This window comes from Actinoplanes sp. NBC_00393 (assembly GCF_036053395.1).
Taxonomy (GTDB): Bacteria; Actinomycetota; Actinomycetes; order Mycobacteriales; family Micromonosporaceae; genus Actinoplanes.
Genome location: NZ_CP107942.1, coordinates 8,266,750 through 8,282,468, shown reverse-complemented (window position 1 = coordinate 8,282,468; position 15,719 = coordinate 8,266,750). Strand labels below are relative to the sequence as shown.

Below are 15,719 nucleotides of genomic sequence, written 5' to 3'. Positions count from 1 at the left end.
GGCATTGCGACCTCACAACGGGACCGATCAACACGTAGATCCGCAGCGCGTACGCCGCGGGTGACGCGCGAGCGGTGCAACGAGCCGTACCGCCTCCGGACCCGCGAGTACCGCCCTTCTCCACCGGCCTGCCGGCCGACATCACCCGGAACCCACCGGGGACACCGCGCCGGCGCACTTGCCGGCGCGGTGTTTCACACATCCGCGAAGGAGATCCCCACCGTGACCCGAACACCCCGACCGAATCCCGCGCGAACCGCCCGGTTCGAGCTGCACGAGACCGGCGGCAACGACGTGCTGCTGCTCGGCCCCCGTCACCTGCCGCCGCTCACCGACGACCTCGTCCTGGCGGTGCAGCACCGCACCTACGGCGATTCCGCACGCCGGTCGATTCTCATGTCGCGCGCCCAGACCGGCGAGCTCCTGGCGTGGCTGGGCGCCTGGTGGGAGAACGGCTGGCCCGGCGTGCCCCGAACCGAAGGTCCGACCAGCACGGACGTCATCGAGCACTACCGCGCCATCGCGGTCCGCGAACGCCTGCGCGCCGACCACGAACGCCTCGACACGCACAGGCTCCTGCACGCCGCCATCGCGCTGGCCCCGCCCGGCGCCCGCAGCGCCCACCTTGACGCCATCGCCCTCGAGCAGGGCCGCGTCTGGGTCCGGCTGCAGCGCGAACGCGACCGGCTGGAAGAGATTCGCCGCGGCCTGGTGAACGGCCTGTGCGAACTGCAGGCCGCGACCAGCGCGACCGCCGACGAGCTCCGCGCCGCTGCCGGCCGGCTGCTGCGGCTCAACAAGCCCGGCAGCGGCGAGGTCGATGACACGGACGCGGCCGAGACCCCGCTGTACGACCGGCAGCGGCTGATCACGGCCGCCGACCTGCTGCCCAGCACAGCAGACAGCGCGGTGAAGGCATCTGCGACCGGTGGGGAGCAGCAGCCGTGACCGTTTACCTGCCCGGCCAACGCGTCGTCCTGATCCACACCAGCGACCCGCACACCCGGCTAGAGCCCAGCGCCCTCGGCACCGTCCGTCGCCACGACCTGCAGTCGAACACCGTCGCCGTCGCCTGGGACGACGGTTCCACCCTGGCCATGCTGCTCGACGACGGCGACCGCATCACCCTTTCCCACGGCCCGCACACCAGCCCCGCGGACGCGCCGGAGGAGGAATCCCCGGCTCGGGCTGATAACCCGACAAGACAGGGCTTCGAGCGTCCGGCGCCACCGGCTGCCGACAGCGACGCCGTCGCTTACGTCACCGAGCTGCCGCCCTGCGACATCCACCGCGCCTTGAGCGACACGGTGATCCCGGCTGGCTACGACGGCGCGACCCGCCTCGGGCCGTGGGCCTACATGTGCGATGGCTGCTTCATGACCTACGGCCTCGGCCTCGGTACCGGGCGCGGACAACGGCTGATCCTCGGCCGCCGACCCGCCCCTGGCGCGGGCATCGACGGCAGCGGCCGGGACTAAGTTCCACCGCTTTCCAGCCATCCCTACGGCATGCCGCGAACGCGCCGACGCCCGGCGACCGCATCGGCTACTCCGGCCGAACCGCACCGCCCAGCCGGCGACAGCCAACCGCGGGCGGCCCCGCCGCAGCCACCGCCCCTTCCTACCCGGCCGCAACAGCGCCGGGACTTCCCTTACCGCATTGATGGGAGAACCACGATGAAACCCTTCGCCACTGGACAACGCGTCGCCGCCGTGATCGACGGCGACATCGCCAGCGCCTTCGGACACGGCCCGCAGGGCACCGTCGACAGCTACGACCCCGAGCAGCAGTCCCTCGTCGTCAACTGGGACGACGGCACCCAGCAGAGGCTGCCCGCGCAGACGCGGCTCATCCGGCTGACCTCCAGCTGGACGCCGGCTGCCGGGACCGGCCTGTCGTGGCAGCAGACCCTGGAGGCGGCCCGGGCCGCCGGTGGGCGAGCCGGCCGGCACGCCGCCGACTGGTGGTGTCGCCACCACATCGGCGCGGACGCCACGGGCAACCCGAAGGCAGCAGCCCGTAACGCGCTGCTCGACCTCGCCGAGGACTGCCCGGAGATGATCGACGGTCTGCCGCTGTCGGCATCTCGGGACGAGCAGTTCGCGGAGCCGCCGACCGAGGCGGACCTGCTCGCCCTGCGCCACGGCGCCGCCGTGCCCTCGGGGGAGACGGTCACGGCTGAGCAGCTGGAGCAGGCGGTCGACGGCTACACCTGGGCGTTCGACGTTGCTCTGCTCGTGCACGTCACCGATCAGTGCCTGCTGGTGGCCAGCCCGACCGGCGATGGCCGCGACCTGTCCCACCTGCACCCGGACCGCTCCAGGGTCGGCCGGTATGCGGTGTTCTCCGGCGAGTGGTACCTCACCGACGACGAGGGGCCGGACCGCTACCGGGTCGGGTACGTCGGTGTCTTGGAACGGGCCTGGAACGGGTGGGCGGTGTTCGCCTGCGACCGCACGGTCGCCGAGCAGATCGTCGCCGACCGTGCCGCCGACCGCGAAGCCGACCGCGACAGCGGGCTCAGCCCGGCCGAGCAGGACCGGGAACTGGACCAGCGGTGGGGCCGGACGTATTTCGACGGCGATGTGCTCGTCGTCGACCAGCGGATCATGCAGGGAGACCCCGAGGCGATCGAGCGGGTTACCGCCCGCCCTGATGGGCGGTGGTCGGTGCGGTCCATGAACCTGTGCTGGGACGCGGTCGATCCCGCTTGCTGCGACCGCATCATCGGTGACCTGCCGGCCAGCGGCCGGGAGCAGGCATGGTGATCTTGCGGCACACCCCCGGCCTGCACGTGCCCTACGCATGGCTGCGGGTCGGCTCCGTCTCACGGCGCAGCATTCACAACGGGGCAGCGGTCACCGCCCAGCTCACCATCAACGGGCTGATCGTCGGCCTGATCGAAAACGACGGCAACGGCGGCCTGACCGAGCTGTTCTCCCCGAACTACCTGTTCGGCTGGCAGCGCATGAACGCCTACCGCACCGCCAGCCGCCACCACGGCGAACCGATCGCCGAGGACCGGCTGCTGGACGCCCTCGTCACCGAAGCCGAACTCGACAAGGCCATCGCCGGACTCGAGCCCGGCGCCACCGTGGCCCGGCTGATCGACGCCTGCGACTACACCGTCGACACCCAGCCGGTAGCTGCCGCGCCGCGCGACCAGGACGCCGAGCGCCTGCTCGCCGCGACCTTGCCGCCCGGCCGTACCGGCACCCGCTGGCAAATCTGGTCCGGCCATGGCTGGACGGACCTTCCACCACGCCGATCCGCCGGCCACCGAGAAGGACAGGAGACCCTCCCATGAAGAACCAGCCGTGGCGCCGCACGACGCCGCCCAGCCTCGCGACACCGCACCCCGGCGGCTGCGGCATCGTCCGCCGCAACCAGGAGCAACCTGCCGCCGACAACGACACCGCCCAACCGACGCCTGCGTCCAGCGGCGATCCCGCAGGGCGTCCCGCCGACGCGCAGGCGCGCTGGCAGGCGATCCTGCAGCGGCTGCGTGACGCCGCCGCCGAGGCCGGCCGCGACGCTGCCGACTGGTGGGCACAAGACGCCATCGGAGGCCGGGTCACCGGCGACGGCCAGGCAACCGCCGTCCACGTCCTCACCGGCATCGACGACGGCGACCCTGCGGTGCTCGACCTGCTGCCGCGCTCTCACGAGTCCAGTCGACAGGAAGACGGCCCCAGCGCGGCCGAGCGGTACACGAACGCCACCGGCCCGGCCGACACCACCTGGGCGGCACTCGACGACTCCCGGCGTGACGAAGCGACCGACGCCTACCACGACGCCTTCGACACCGCGGTCCTCGACCGGATCACCGATCTGTGCAGGCGGGTCGTCGAGCCCGAGCCGCCGCACTGAACCCCCCGGCCACCAAACCGACCTGCGGCACAACCGCCTCACGAGACAGGAGGAAAACCATGACCGAACCCGGCACCGCCACCAGCGGCGACGAGAAAACCGACTCGGATTGGATCACCCGCTGGCTGCACCCCGGCGACATCTTCCGCGACAAGCCCCTCACCGGTGATCAAGCCGGCGTCGAACTGTTCGACGGCGGCATCTACGTCGACAACCGGGCCGGGCTCGCCGCTCTGGGCCACGCCATCGTGCAGCACCTCGATGCCCCCGCCGCCGACACCGTCGCCGCAGCCGGGCTCGACCCGACAACCGACCACACCTGGCCCGACGTCGCCCAGGCCGCTCTTGCGAAAACGGCCGTCGTCTACGTCGCCACCACCGACACGCGGCACTACTCGTGGACCGGCATCGGCGCCACCGCCGAGCAGGCCCGCGACGCGCTGATGTCCGCGTGGTACGCCCACGCCGAAGCCACCGGCGCCGACCGCGACCACATCCGCCGCGATGAGCTCAACGTCATCGGCGGCATGCCCGGTCAAGGCTTCCGCGACTACGACGCATTGCCCCGTCCCTGACCCCGGACCCGCGCCACATCACGGCCCCGCATCCGACACCGGAAGGCGGGGCCGTGGCGTGTGCCCGACTCACGACCGACCAATCGCGGCCCGCACACAACCCCGACCCCGGGCCGCCCTGACTCACCACGTACGGAGAAAGGGAACCCTCGATGACCATGATCGTTTCTCGGGTGGCGGTGCTCGTCCCGGCGAGCGCCACCATCAACACGATCGGCGCGCATCTCACCGCGCCTCTGCACTTCCTGCCCGCCGACAGTTACCGGCTCAGCGGCGACTCCACCGGAGCCGGAAACACTCCGTATCCGGGCGACCTGATCCCGCTGCCCCGGCTGCTCGACCCGCAGTTCCGGTTCCCGGCAGGCGACCAACTGGTCCCCATACGGGAGACGACCGCCCCGGACCTGTACGCCGACGCGTTCTACGGGCTTCGAGCGCTGGACAAGACCCGCTCCGGTGAGGTCTCCACCGGCCTGCGGACCGTGCTGCAGGCGGCGCTGACCGCTCGCCGGGACCGCAGCACGGACTCCCATCCGCTCGATCCCGCCGACTGGCAGATCGCGATGGTCGCCGCCCACATCACCGACCGTCAGGAGCGGGCGGCCCTGCCGGGCCTGGGATCGCTGGTCCAGATCATCGACCCGCAGCACCAGCACGGCCAAGACCCAGAGCAGCTCTACGTCGTCCGCGACGACTTCCAGGCCCCCGACCACTACGACCTGGTGAGCCTCGGCGACATCGGACCGAACGTCCCCGGCTACGCCCTCGTCGAAATCGATCCGGCTCGTGTCCGCTTGCTCCCGACACCGCCCGGCGCGTTGCCGTACCCGCCGGCGCTCGACGACGCCGACACCTGATTCCGACACCACATATCGCCACCTGCCACGAGATCCGCGACTACCGGTCGCGGATCTTCGCTTTTCCGGAAAGGAAGTACCGTGCTCGACAACTACGACTGGCCCGTGCCGCAAGCGCCCACCATCGATCACGTGCTGCGGGACCTCACTGAACACGCCGGCTATGACGTCGCCGACGACGGCGAACTCGACCAGACCTTCGCCACCCACCCGCATCAGATCCTTGCCTGGGTGTCGGCGGCCGCCCGATACGCCGCAACCGAGTTCCAGCTGCAGATGCTGCACCACCCGATCACCTGGATGCGGATGGAACTCGCACCGGACAGCGACCAGGGCACCGAGGACCTCGACATCTTCACCGACAACATGAGCCGGCTGCTGACCGAACACGGCAGGCTGCGCGCCGCCCGCACCGACGCCCACCGCGACTTCACCCACGCCTGCCCTCACCTCGAAGCCCAGCAGGTGCTGATACCGACCGGCCGGACATGGCAGCAGATCCAGCTGATCGCGGACGGACTGGACGAGCCGATGACCGTCGAGGTGCCCACCGGCGCTGCAGCTCCGTGGCTTCTGGTCAAGGCCGACCTGCGGCTGATCGACAGGCTCGCCGCGCTTACGGAACCGGCGCAGCCCGGCAGGCCGGTGCTGCGGCGATCGCTGGCCGGCATCGTCCGCGTCGACCACGACGGCACCCGCCGCTGGGTGCTGCCCGACCCGGAGCACCGGTACTGGCTGCACGACTTCGCCTGGTCCCTTCCGCACGGCAGCAACGGTGAAGCCCTCCCCGGGGAAGGCTGCGACCGATGAGCGATGCGACCGTGTGGGCGACGACCCTGACGGGCCTGTACACCGCCGGACTGCAGGCCGGCCGCGACGCCGCCGACCAGTGGGCCCGCACCAGCCTCGGCAGGCGGGTGCTCACCCGTCGCGGGCCGAACCGCAGCTCCGGCATCGGCGGGCAGCTGGTTCCCTACCTCGGCGGAACCGGCGGATGGGTGACCGGCGAGACCTATCAGGCTGCTGCCGGAAACGGCCAGCCGTCCTGGGACGATCTGACCGATACGCAGCGCGACGAGGTGCTGGGCGCACACGCCGACGGCTTCGACGACGGTGTCCACGAACGCTCCCACGTGCATCTGCAGGCTGCGACCTCGGTGTTGCCGTGGCGGATGTTGCCGCATCTGCATCCGGATCGGCTTCGGGTGGGGGCGGTCGGCGTGTTCGCCGGCGGCTGGTCGTGGCAGCGCGGCCCGTTCGGGCGGCGCCGGATTCCGGTCGGGTTCGTCGGCACGCTGCGCGAGATGGGACTCGACGGCCGGGCGGTGTTCGCCTGCACACGGCAGGTCGCCGATGCGATCGTCGCCGATCAGCGGCGGCTACGGGTGTTCTGGCGCGACGAGCTGGTGAACCTCGGCGTCCGGCCGCAAGCGTGCGTCTGGGCGGTCGAGCGGCTGCTGCCGACGATCGGCTTCGACGGCGACCAACTGGTCGTCGACGAGACCAGCGTGATCGGTGGCCCGGACTCCACGACGAGGATCACCCCGGACGACGACGGCGAGTACGTGGTGATGGGCGGAGCCTGGGACTGGCGGCCGGTCGACCCGCACGACTGCGACCGCATCGTCGGCGAGGTGCCCGCGCCCGGCGAGCAGCAGCGATTCGCGCCTCTGCCCCACGCCCCGGGGATGCAGGTTCCTCACGACCGGTTCCGGCTGCGCATGCTGTCGCAGTGGCCGGTGTCCGGCGACATGGCCTATGTCGCGGCGCTGCTGCTCGACGGCCAGCGGATCGGCACCGTCGGCGACGATGCCACCGGATCCGGCCGCGAACTGCTAATGAGCGACGCGGCCGGCGCTGCAGCCTGGACGTCGTACGTGGCCGCCAGCCGCCACGACGGCCGGCGCGTCGACCAGCAGCGGCTCCTCGACGCCCTCGCCGACCAGATGTTCCTGACCACCGCGGTCGCCGTCGAAGCAGCCATGGGCAGCACCCTGCTGCGCCTGCTCGACGACGCCGGAACCACCCTGGCGCTGCGTCCCATCCCCACGCCTGCGTCTCAGCGCGACATCGAGCAGGTTCTCACCGAACCGACGGCAGGCGGGCAGTGGCGGATCTGGACCGGCCATGCGTGGCACATCCTGCCCGACCGCTCATCTGCGGATCGGTGGTGAGCACGGCGATGGACCTGGAACGCGTGATCGCCAAATACACGGGCCGCGATGTCACCCGCCAGCAGCTGGAGCGTGCGATGCAACTCGGCGGCCTGGCAGCCGAGTTCGCCCGGGGGGTCGGCGGCACGGCCGAGGCCGTCGGAGTCACCGAGAATGAGCTGCTCCGGGTCATCGACACCATCGACCGGCATACCGGCACCGTGCGGCAGGTGATCGCGGCCGAACCAGGCCAACCGGCCGCGTCGCTGAGCGCGCTGGACGAACTGCGGGGCGCCGGAGCCCGGTTCGACGCCCTGATCGCCATGCGCAACGCGCAGCTCGGCCACCTGGACCGGCTCCTGCGGCTCTGGCAGCTGTGGCTCGACGAGGTCGAGCCCGAGCTGGGGCCGCCGCGATGACCGGCCCGGACGACCTGTCGGTCGGCGACCTCGAAACGATGCGGACCCGGCTGCTGGCCCGGATGTGTGACACCTGTGTGTTCCGGCCCGGCAACCTCATGCACCTGCGGCAGGGACGGCTGCGTGACCTGGTCGACGAGGCCAGGGCGGCGGAAAGCTACATCGTCTGCCACAGCACCCTGCCCGGCATGGCGCCCGAGGGCGTGCAGCCGGCGGTCTGCCGCGGCTTCGCCGACCGGTACCGCACGCAGTCGCTGCAAGTCATCGAGCGGCTTTTCGGCTTCACCGAGGTCGAGCCGCCGCACAAACCCGACGCCTGACGCGCCTCATCCCGCTTCCCTGGCCGTCCGGTTCCGTCGGAGCCGGAACGTGCGTACCACCTTCTGATCCGAGCACCACACGGGTGCGACACCCCGACGCCTCGATCTAGCTGATCGCGACGTTCCGGGTTGATTGCCTACCCGTCTCCGCTGTGCGGCTGCATGCCTGCGCACCCCGGAGACGGGGGCGCAGGCATGCCCGCCTTCAAGGAAGGCCACCATGACTGCACCCTCGCCCACACCCGACCCCGCCCCTACCAGCGGCTCGGGATACCTGTATCGCAAGGTCGCTCTCTACCTGCGCGACCACCCGGACCGTCCGCACAAGGTCGGCGAGATCACCAAAGCCATCGAGGCGCCCTCAACCGGCGCCGTCGCCGAGGCCGCCAAACGGATGGTCGCCGCCGGACACGCCACCCACCACCGCGACCCGCACCACCGGTTCCAGATCACCCAGGCCGGTATCGACGCCGCCGGCGCCCTGCCGCCCACCACCTCCGGCAGCCGCGGCGGTAGCCGGCGCAGCCGGGGAGGCAAGCCGGCGCCGATCACCCGACCCAGCGGGCTGCTGTACTACCCGCGCCGGCTCGGCAGCGACTGGGACATCAACGTCCTGCACAAACTACGCAGCCAGCGGATGCCGGTGCTGCTGTACGGGCCGCCCGGCACCGGCAAGACCGCCATGCTCGAAGCCGCGTTCCCGGACCTGCTCACCGTCGCGGGCACCGGCGACACCATCGTCGACGACTTCCTCGGCTCCTACGCCCCGCTGCCCGGCGGCGGCTACGACTTCGTCTACGGCCCCCTCGTGCAGGCGATGCGCGAGGGCCGGCCGCTGCTGGTCGACGACGCCACCCTCATCCCGCCCCGCGTGCTCGCGATCTTGTACCCGGTGATGGACGGCCGCGGCAAGATCACCGTCACCACCCCGAACGGTGCCGAGACCGTGGACGCCGCCGACGGGTTCTACGTGTGCGGCGGCCATAACCCCGGCGTGCACGGCGCGATCCTCACCGAAGCCCTGGCGTCGCGGTTCACCGTGCAGGTCGAGGTCACCACCGACTGGGACCTGGCCGCCGACCTCAAAGTTCCGAAGACCGTGATCGCCGCGGCGGTCGACCTGAACCTTGACCTGGCCGCCGGCCGCATCGGCTGGGCACCGCAACTGCGTGAGCTGCTCGGCTTCGTCAAGGTCAAAGACACCCTCGGCATGACCGCCGCGCTGTCGAACCTGGCCGGCATCGCCCCCGACGACGCCCGCGACGCCGTCACCAGCGCCCTGTCCCGGCACACCGGCAAACCGGTCACCGCCCTCGCCCTCGGCAAACGCTGACCCCTGCCCTGCGCACAACGAGAGGAGACCATCCGATGTCGCCATCGAACCCGCACCGCCGTACCGACACCGCGAAGAAGGGCGCACCGAACGCGGACTGGCAGCCCTGGTCCGATGCCTGGACCAAACACGTCCCCACACTGACCGACCGCACCGACCTCACCGTGCTCGTCGCTCCCGGTGCCGGCGGCGGCGCCCCCGAGTGCTTCTACCCCGCGTTGCGCCGCATCGAGATCGACGCCACCTACATCGCCGACACCCCCGAGGTCGCCGACCCGCGCCGCGCCGGCCACAAGAAGATCGTGCCCACCGGGTACGGGCTGCTCGTGCACGGCTGCGCCCACGCCGCCCACAGCCACTGGGTGGCCCCGCCCGGCACGGCGCCGATCCTGGCCGAGGTCGCCGAACTGCTCGAGGAATCACGGGCCGAAGGCCGACAACGCGGCCGCCGCCGCACCGACCGGCGCTGGCTACGCCACATGATCAACGTGGTGGTGCATCCCGGCGTCGCCCCGGTCGACGACCCTTGGCACGCCGGGGTTCTGGCCGCGTTGCTGCTCGCCCGCGTCGATGCGCGGATCCTGACCAGCAAAGACGTCCGCGGCATCCGCGCCGCCGTCACCGCTGTCGTCGGTCGGCCCGCGCTGCGCCGGCTTCGAGAGGTGTGGCGGGAGGCGCACACGGTCGACGACACCGACGCCACCACCATGATCGAGCTGGCACGCCGGTGGTGCGAGATCCTCGGCATCGACCCGGACCGGCACCGGCTCGTCCCGGCCGCCGATGCCGGCGTGTTCGCCGGCCGGCTCGACCAGGCCCTGACCGATTTCCTGGCCGCTGTTGTCGGGCTCAGCCCCGGCGATTACCGGGCCCGGATCCTGGACCTGCGGCACCGCCCGCCCGCCGAGTGGGGCCGCACCGCCCCCACCGCCGGGCAACAGCAAGCCGCTCGCCACCTCGCCGAGCGCATCGCGCGGGCGCGGACCCGCAACCCCGAAACCGTCCGGCGCGGCGCCGTGCTGCCGCCCGGCCGGCTAAGGACCCGGCACGCGATCGCCGCGGACGCCCAGATCGCCGCCGGTCACACCCCCACCGCACAGCCCTGGCAGCACCGCACCGTGGCGCCGCCGCCGAAACCTACCCTGCACCTGGGCGTCCTGGTCGACCTGTCCGGCTCCATGAGCTCTTACGCGGCTGAGCTGTCGTCCGCGGCGTGGATCTTCGCGCACGCCGCCCGTCGCGGACAGGCCGTCACCACCACCATCGGCTTCGGCGACCGCACCACCCTGCTCATCGCGCCGCACGCCCGGCCGCAGCAGGTTCTGCACATGCCGGCCGACGGCTTCAGCACCGCCACCTTCTGCGGGGCCACGAAACTCGCCGACCAGCTCCTCGACCTGCGCCACGGCCGCACCCTGCGGATGCTCGCCGTCGTCTCCGACGGACTGCTCGACAACACCGAGGCCGGGCAGAAACTCATCACCACCCTGCACCGGGCCGGCTGCGCCGTGCTGTGGCTGCACCCGAAGGACCTGCCCAGCCACACCTTCGAGCACACCACCACGATCACCGTCGCCGACCCCGTCGACGCCGTCGCCCGCATCGCCGACGCCGCCGTCACCGCCATCGAGAACGCCTGACCGTTCGCCGCCGACGGCGCCGACCCACAGCGGCGAGCACCGCTGAGGCCCCCGTCACGGCCCGGAATTGACCACTGCGCGAGCGCCCGCCTCTACCCATCCCGGTAGCAGGCGCTCGCCCGCGCTTCACGAATTGAATCAATGAGCAAGGGAGAATCCCGTCATGCCGAGCATGGACGAAATCCTGCAACAGCAGGTCGAGATCATCGACCGGGTTGGCTGGTCCGTCGTGCACGTCTTCCCCGCCCCCGACGACCCGGCCACGGACGTCGCGTTCACCTACACCGTCGGCCTCACCGCTCACGACTACCCGGAACTGGTCCTGGCCGGCCTTGCGCCGCAGATCGCGCAGGCTCTGCTCAACGACCTCGGGCGCCGGGTCTTCGATCAGGCCGCCCAGTTCTCGCACGGCGAGCGGCTCAGCGATGTCCTGGCCGGCTACGACGCGATCATTAATGGAGTTCATGCGGGTTCCCTGTAGGGGCCGTTGACGGACCTGACGCATCTCCCCTGGCCAATACGGCTCCCTGGCGGCCAACCTACCTCTCCTAGATTCCGCGACCTACTCCAGGAATCCAGGAGTTGCTAGTGTAATCTCGCGCTCCGTGGGTGAATCCGGGAGTCGCAGGCTCACCCTCGTCCCGCCGCCCGTGGTGGAGGCCGACGAGGACAGCGCATCGACCGTGCCCGCCGTCGAGCCAGGGCTGGCCGATGTCGTCACACTGGGCCGGCGGCGTGCGGCCCAAGTCTCGGAAGCCGACGAGGAGAGTTTCTTCGCCGACACGCTCGCCGAGTACCAGTGGGCCCGCGACGTGTCCGGGCTGGCGCCGAGCACCTTGGACCAGCTCGTCAAACCGGTGATCGAGGTCTGTCAGCACTACGGCACGATGCCGTGGAGGCTGACGTCGAGACAGGTGGACCTCTACTTCGCCGGCCCCGGCAAGCGCGGCCGTTCGACGATGCGCCAGAAACTCAACCGGATTGACGGCTACTTCGCGTTCCTGGAGCAGCGCTACGGCGGCGAGGTGTTCCGCCGCTTCGGCGTGGGCGTGGAGTCGCCGGTCGACCCGTTCAACCGTCCTCGGCACCGCGGTGACTACGGGCTGCGGGTGCCTCCATCGCGGCGGCAGACGGCGGAGTTCTTCGCCACTTGGCGCGATGCCCTGCCGGCGGCCCGCAAGCACGCGGTCGCCTGCAGGGACTACACGATGGCGAAGATCGCCTACATCTCCGGTGTTCGGGCCTCGGAGCTATGCGGTGTCCGCATCGGCGACGTGCACTGGGAATCCGGGCAGTGGGGCCGATTTTTGGTGCAGGGCAAGGGCGCGCATGGCTCGGGTCCTCGTCAGCGGGAGGCGTATCTGTTCGCCGAGGGGCGGGCATTGCTCTGGTGGTACATGGAGGAGATCCGCGGTGCGTTCATCGACGACCCCGAGGATCTGAGCGCTCCGCTGTGGCCGTCCGAGCGGCTGCCGACGGCCGTCGCGGCGCTGAACCTGCCTACCGCGCCGGCCGTCACGCCGGGAACCTTCCGCCGGGCGTTGGGCGTTGCCGCCAAGGCGTACCTGCCGGGGCCGGTGCTCGAGCTGCATCCGCACCTTCTGCGGCACGCGTGCGCGACCCACAACTACGAGACCGGGATGTCCCTGTGGGAGGTCCAGAAGTTACTTGGTCACGAATGGCCTACGACCACGGTTCGGTACCTCGCGACCGCCACCGCCGACCCAGAACGCGCCGGCGTGGCGTCCGCCAGCAGGGCCGCTCAACGACTCGTCATGGACAAGGGGAATCTGCGATGAAGTGGAACCTGCGCTGGGCCGCGGCCCGGCGTGACATCTGGCGGCCCAGCGACCTGCTGGTCGCGTTGCGCGAGGTCGGCTTCGAGCCGTCACTGAGCAAGGTCGCGGCGTTGTGGAGCAGCAAGCCGATCACCGTGCGGCTCGACGACCTCGACAAGATTTGCGCGGCGCTGGACTGCACGATCGCGGACCTGCTGGAAGCCGAGGCGTTGCCCGGCCAGGCTGAGCAGACCATGCCGCAGGCGGTCGGCGAGAGCGCGCCGCAGCCGGGAACGGTCCGGCCGATTCCGCGCCGCGGCGGCCACGCCGGTAGAACCCCGCCGCCCAACTGACACGTGACTCGCATCCGCCGCTACCCGGTTGGGCAATGCCTGGGGTGCCTGGGCTGGGGTGAACTGATTGACGCCCGCGAGTGCTCGTCCTGCGAGGGGTGGCGGCGGGCGCACGGCCAGCGGGCGCACTGCCGGCGTTGCGACCAGGAGCACTACGTCAACAGCGACGGGCTCTGCCGCCCCTGCATTCAGATCATCCGGGAGATCGACGCCGGGTGGCTCGCCGATCCGGTGCCGGGCCAGCCCAGCCAGCTCGTGCTGGTGATGCGGCGGGGTCAGCACAAGTACATCTCCCGGCCGTTGGACATGCTGAAGGGTCGGGCCCGGGTGTCCCGCGAACGGCAGCGTCCGTGGCAGCGCGACCAGGAAACACAACCCGGCGAGGCCAAGGATGACCCCAGGGTCTGCCCACCGGCGATCCCGGGTCAGATGACTCTGATCCGGCCGAATCGGCATCTCACGATCCATCACGAGCAGCGCATCAGGCACCGCCAAGTCCGCGGCTACGAGCGGGTCGAGCCGATCATCGCGGCGCACGCTGCCGAGCATCAGCTCGGCAGGGCGTGGAGACTCGCGGTCGGTCGCATGGTCCGGTTGGCGCTTGCGATCCGCGACGCGGACGGCGACGAATTCGCCGGGACCGATGCCGTCAGCGATCTGCCAATCTTCGCCGCGATGGTCATCGAGGTTCTGCGGCAGGCGGACCTGCTTCAGCCTGGCACGACCCTCGCCCCGACCCGCCGACGCCAGGGTTCGAGGGCCACGCCGCGCCCGCCGCGCCCAGCACCGACGCCGCACAGTTGCGGGTCCTGCCAGTCCTGGGGATTCGACTCCACCTGCGATCAGTGCCGGCGGTGGGTGCGCGGAAACGGCCAGGGCCACCGGCCCGTCGGGCGCTGCGGCCGGTGCCACCGCGACGACCTCGCTCTGGCCGCAGGCATCTGTCGAGGCTGCGCTGCCTACGCCGCCGTCCACGGTGCGGCGGTGCTCACCCAGCCCTGGACCCAGCTCTGGTTGGGCGGCCCCTTGGCTCTGCGGGTCCTCACTGCCCCGGGCGCTGGCCTTCACCCCGCGACTCCACCAGTGCCCTCCGAATCCAGCCTGGGCCTGGTCGACCCGGCCCAGGGGACGCTGTTCGACCTGCCGCGAGATTGGTCGGCCCTGCGGTTCGCCGATCTGCCCGCGCTCAGCGAGTCGGCGAACGAGCTGGTCGGCCGGTTCGCGGCGATCGCCGTCGACCAGCGGTGGTATGACGGTCCGCTGAAGGAGGGTCTGCGGACTTTGCGCACCTTGCTGGCTTGGCTCGGTGCCGACGCGCCTATCCCCGAAGTCGAGATCCTGGCCTTGGCCACCACGTTGCCGGGCCTCAGCGCCAAGCGGGTCATCGCCTTCCTCGCCGAGCAGGGCTTGCTGGTTCCCGATCCGGCCAAGCAGCACGACCCCGACCAGCGGCGCGTCGAGCGAGCCATCGAAGAACTGCCGGCCGCGTTCGTTGACGACGTCGGCCGGTGGGTGATGGTTCTGCGCGGCGAGGGCCGGCGACGCCACCGCGCGATGAGCTGGACCACGATCGTCAAGTACATCGGCTACGTCCGCCCAGTCCTGCACGCCTGGCAGACGGAGGCCGACGGCCTCCGCGGGATCACTCGCGAGCACGTCACCCAGGCGATCAAGCAGCGCAAGGGCAACGTCGCTCGCGGCGTTCACGTCGGTCTGCGCAGCCTGTTCCGGGCGTTGAAGCAAGAACGGCTCGTCTTCCGCGACCCCACCAAGGGCATCGTCGTGTCCGCGGTGGAGATCCTGCCGACGAACATTTCCTCCGACCGGCTCCGCGGCATGCTCGACCGGGCGAGTCGCCCTGTCACCAGGGTCGTCATCGTCCTGGCCGCCGTCCACGGACTGCGACCGACTGACATCATGCGGGCGCGACTGGCCGACTTGGATCTCTCCGCTGGACGGCTGATCATCCATCGGGTCACAGGCCGGCACGTCGTCTACCTCGACGAGCTCAGCCACACGCTCATTACGGCCTGGCTGCGGCACCGGCGCGAGCGTTGGCCGAAGTCGGCCAACCCGCACCTGCTGGTCAGCCGCCGAACCGCCATGGACGCCCGGCAACAGAGCGCCGGCCTGGCGGCGTTGTCCGCCATGGTCAAGCCGCTCGGAGTCACGCCGTCCGCACTACGAGCAGACCGGATTCTTGACGAGGCCCGGCAGACCGCCGACCCGATCCACCTGATGCGACTGTTCGGCATTTGCGACAGCACGGCGCTGAAGTACGTCTTCGCCGCTCACCCAGAACGGCAGCGCGAAGTTGTCCGCTGACCGGGCCGCCCGAAAAACAACTCCAGGCGTTGGCCTCTCATGGCGGTCGGTGCGGGCTACGCGGATGACGGGGCGCTATCGACGTGCCGCCAGCGT

The 15,719-nt window shown here is 70.9% G+C and carries 17 protein-coding genes; all 17 read left to right on the top strand.

The window, feature by feature from the left end; genetic code table 11:
- Nucleotides 1-222: 222 nt before the first annotated feature.
- Complete coding sequence (locus OHA21_RS38300; protein ID WP_328463580.1) at nt 223-948, top strand: hypothetical protein; 726 nt, start codon at nt 223-225, stop codon at nt 946-948.
- Entirely contained in the window at nt 945-1,478 is a 534-nt protein-coding gene (locus OHA21_RS38295) for a DUF4314 domain-containing protein (protein WP_328463579.1), read from the top strand. Before OHA21_RS38300 ends, OHA21_RS38295 begins: the two co-directional genes overlap by 4 nt.
- Nucleotides 1,479-1,676: 198 nt before the next feature.
- Nucleotides 1,677-2,768, top strand: a complete 1,092-nt coding sequence (locus OHA21_RS38290; protein WP_328463577.1) for a DUF4314 domain-containing protein — start codon at nt 1,677-1,679, stop codon at nt 2,766-2,768.
- Nucleotides 2,762-3,307 (top strand): hypothetical protein, encoded by a 546-nt coding sequence (locus tag OHA21_RS38285; protein ID WP_328463575.1) that lies wholly within the window; start codon nt 2,762-2,764, stop codon nt 3,305-3,307. Before OHA21_RS38290 ends, OHA21_RS38285 begins: the two co-directional genes overlap by 7 nt.
- Nucleotides 3,304-3,870, top strand: a complete 567-nt coding sequence (locus tag OHA21_RS38280; RefSeq protein ID WP_328463573.1) for a hypothetical protein — start codon at nt 3,304-3,306, stop codon at nt 3,868-3,870. The genes OHA21_RS38285 and OHA21_RS38280 overlap by 4 nt, the downstream gene beginning before the upstream one ends.
- Nucleotides 3,871-3,929: 59 nt before the next feature.
- Nucleotides 3,930-4,445 carry a hypothetical protein gene (locus OHA21_RS38275; protein ID WP_328463571.1) on the top strand — a complete coding sequence of 172 codons (516 nt, stop codon included), beginning with the start codon at nt 3,930-3,932 and terminating at the stop codon, nt 4,443-4,445.
- 152 nt (nt 4,446-4,597) lie between these two features.
- Nucleotides 4,598-5,302, top strand: a complete 705-nt coding sequence (locus OHA21_RS38270; RefSeq protein WP_328463569.1) for a hypothetical protein — start codon at nt 4,598-4,600, stop codon at nt 5,300-5,302.
- Between the two features lie 81 nt (nt 5,303-5,383).
- On the top strand, nt 5,384-6,112 hold the full coding sequence (locus tag OHA21_RS38265) for a hypothetical protein (RefSeq protein ID WP_328463567.1): 729 nt from the start codon (nt 5,384-5,386) through the stop codon (nt 6,110-6,112).
- A complete protein-coding gene (locus tag OHA21_RS38260) occupies nt 6,109-7,476 on the top strand; it encodes a hypothetical protein (RefSeq protein WP_328463566.1) in 1,368 nt (455 codons plus the stop codon). The genes OHA21_RS38265 and OHA21_RS38260 overlap by 4 nt, the downstream gene beginning before the upstream one ends.
- Nucleotides 7,473-7,874, top strand: coding sequence for a hypothetical protein (locus OHA21_RS38255; RefSeq protein ID WP_328463564.1), 402 nt, complete (start codon nt 7,473-7,475; stop codon nt 7,872-7,874). The genes OHA21_RS38260 and OHA21_RS38255 overlap by 4 nt, the downstream gene beginning before the upstream one ends.
- On the top strand, nt 7,871-8,194 hold the full coding sequence (locus OHA21_RS38250; RefSeq protein WP_328463562.1) for a hypothetical protein: 324 nt from the start codon (nt 7,871-7,873) through the stop codon (nt 8,192-8,194). Before OHA21_RS38255 ends, OHA21_RS38250 begins: the two co-directional genes overlap by 4 nt.
- A 220-nt stretch (nt 8,195-8,414) precedes the next feature.
- Nucleotides 8,415-9,527 (top strand): AAA family ATPase, encoded by a 1,113-nt coding sequence (locus tag OHA21_RS38245; RefSeq protein ID WP_328463560.1) that lies wholly within the window; start codon nt 8,415-8,417, stop codon nt 9,525-9,527.
- Between the two features lie 35 nt (nt 9,528-9,562).
- Nucleotides 9,563-11,167 carry a VWA domain-containing protein gene (locus OHA21_RS38240; protein ID WP_328463558.1) on the top strand — a complete coding sequence of 535 codons (1,605 nt, stop codon included), beginning with the start codon at nt 9,563-9,565 and terminating at the stop codon, nt 11,165-11,167.
- Nucleotides 11,168-11,330: 163 nt separating this feature from the next.
- Nucleotides 11,331-11,648 carry a DUF4262 domain-containing protein gene (locus tag OHA21_RS38235; protein WP_328463556.1) on the top strand — a complete coding sequence of 106 codons (318 nt, stop codon included), beginning with the start codon at nt 11,331-11,333 and terminating at the stop codon, nt 11,646-11,648.
- 169 nt (nt 11,649-11,817) lie between these two features.
- Entirely contained in the window at nt 11,818-12,966 is a 1,149-nt protein-coding gene (locus tag OHA21_RS38230; RefSeq protein WP_204296013.1) for a tyrosine-type recombinase/integrase, read from the top strand.
- A complete protein-coding gene (locus tag OHA21_RS38225) occupies nt 12,963-13,298 on the top strand; it encodes a helix-turn-helix domain-containing protein (protein ID WP_204296014.1) in 336 nt (111 codons plus the stop codon). Before OHA21_RS38230 ends, OHA21_RS38225 begins: the two co-directional genes overlap by 4 nt.
- A 3-nt stretch (nt 13,299-13,301) precedes the next feature.
- Complete coding sequence (locus OHA21_RS38220; RefSeq protein WP_204296015.1) at nt 13,302-15,623, top strand: site-specific integrase; 2,322 nt, start codon at nt 13,302-13,304, stop codon at nt 15,621-15,623.
- Nucleotides 15,624-15,719: the final 96 nt, after the last annotated feature.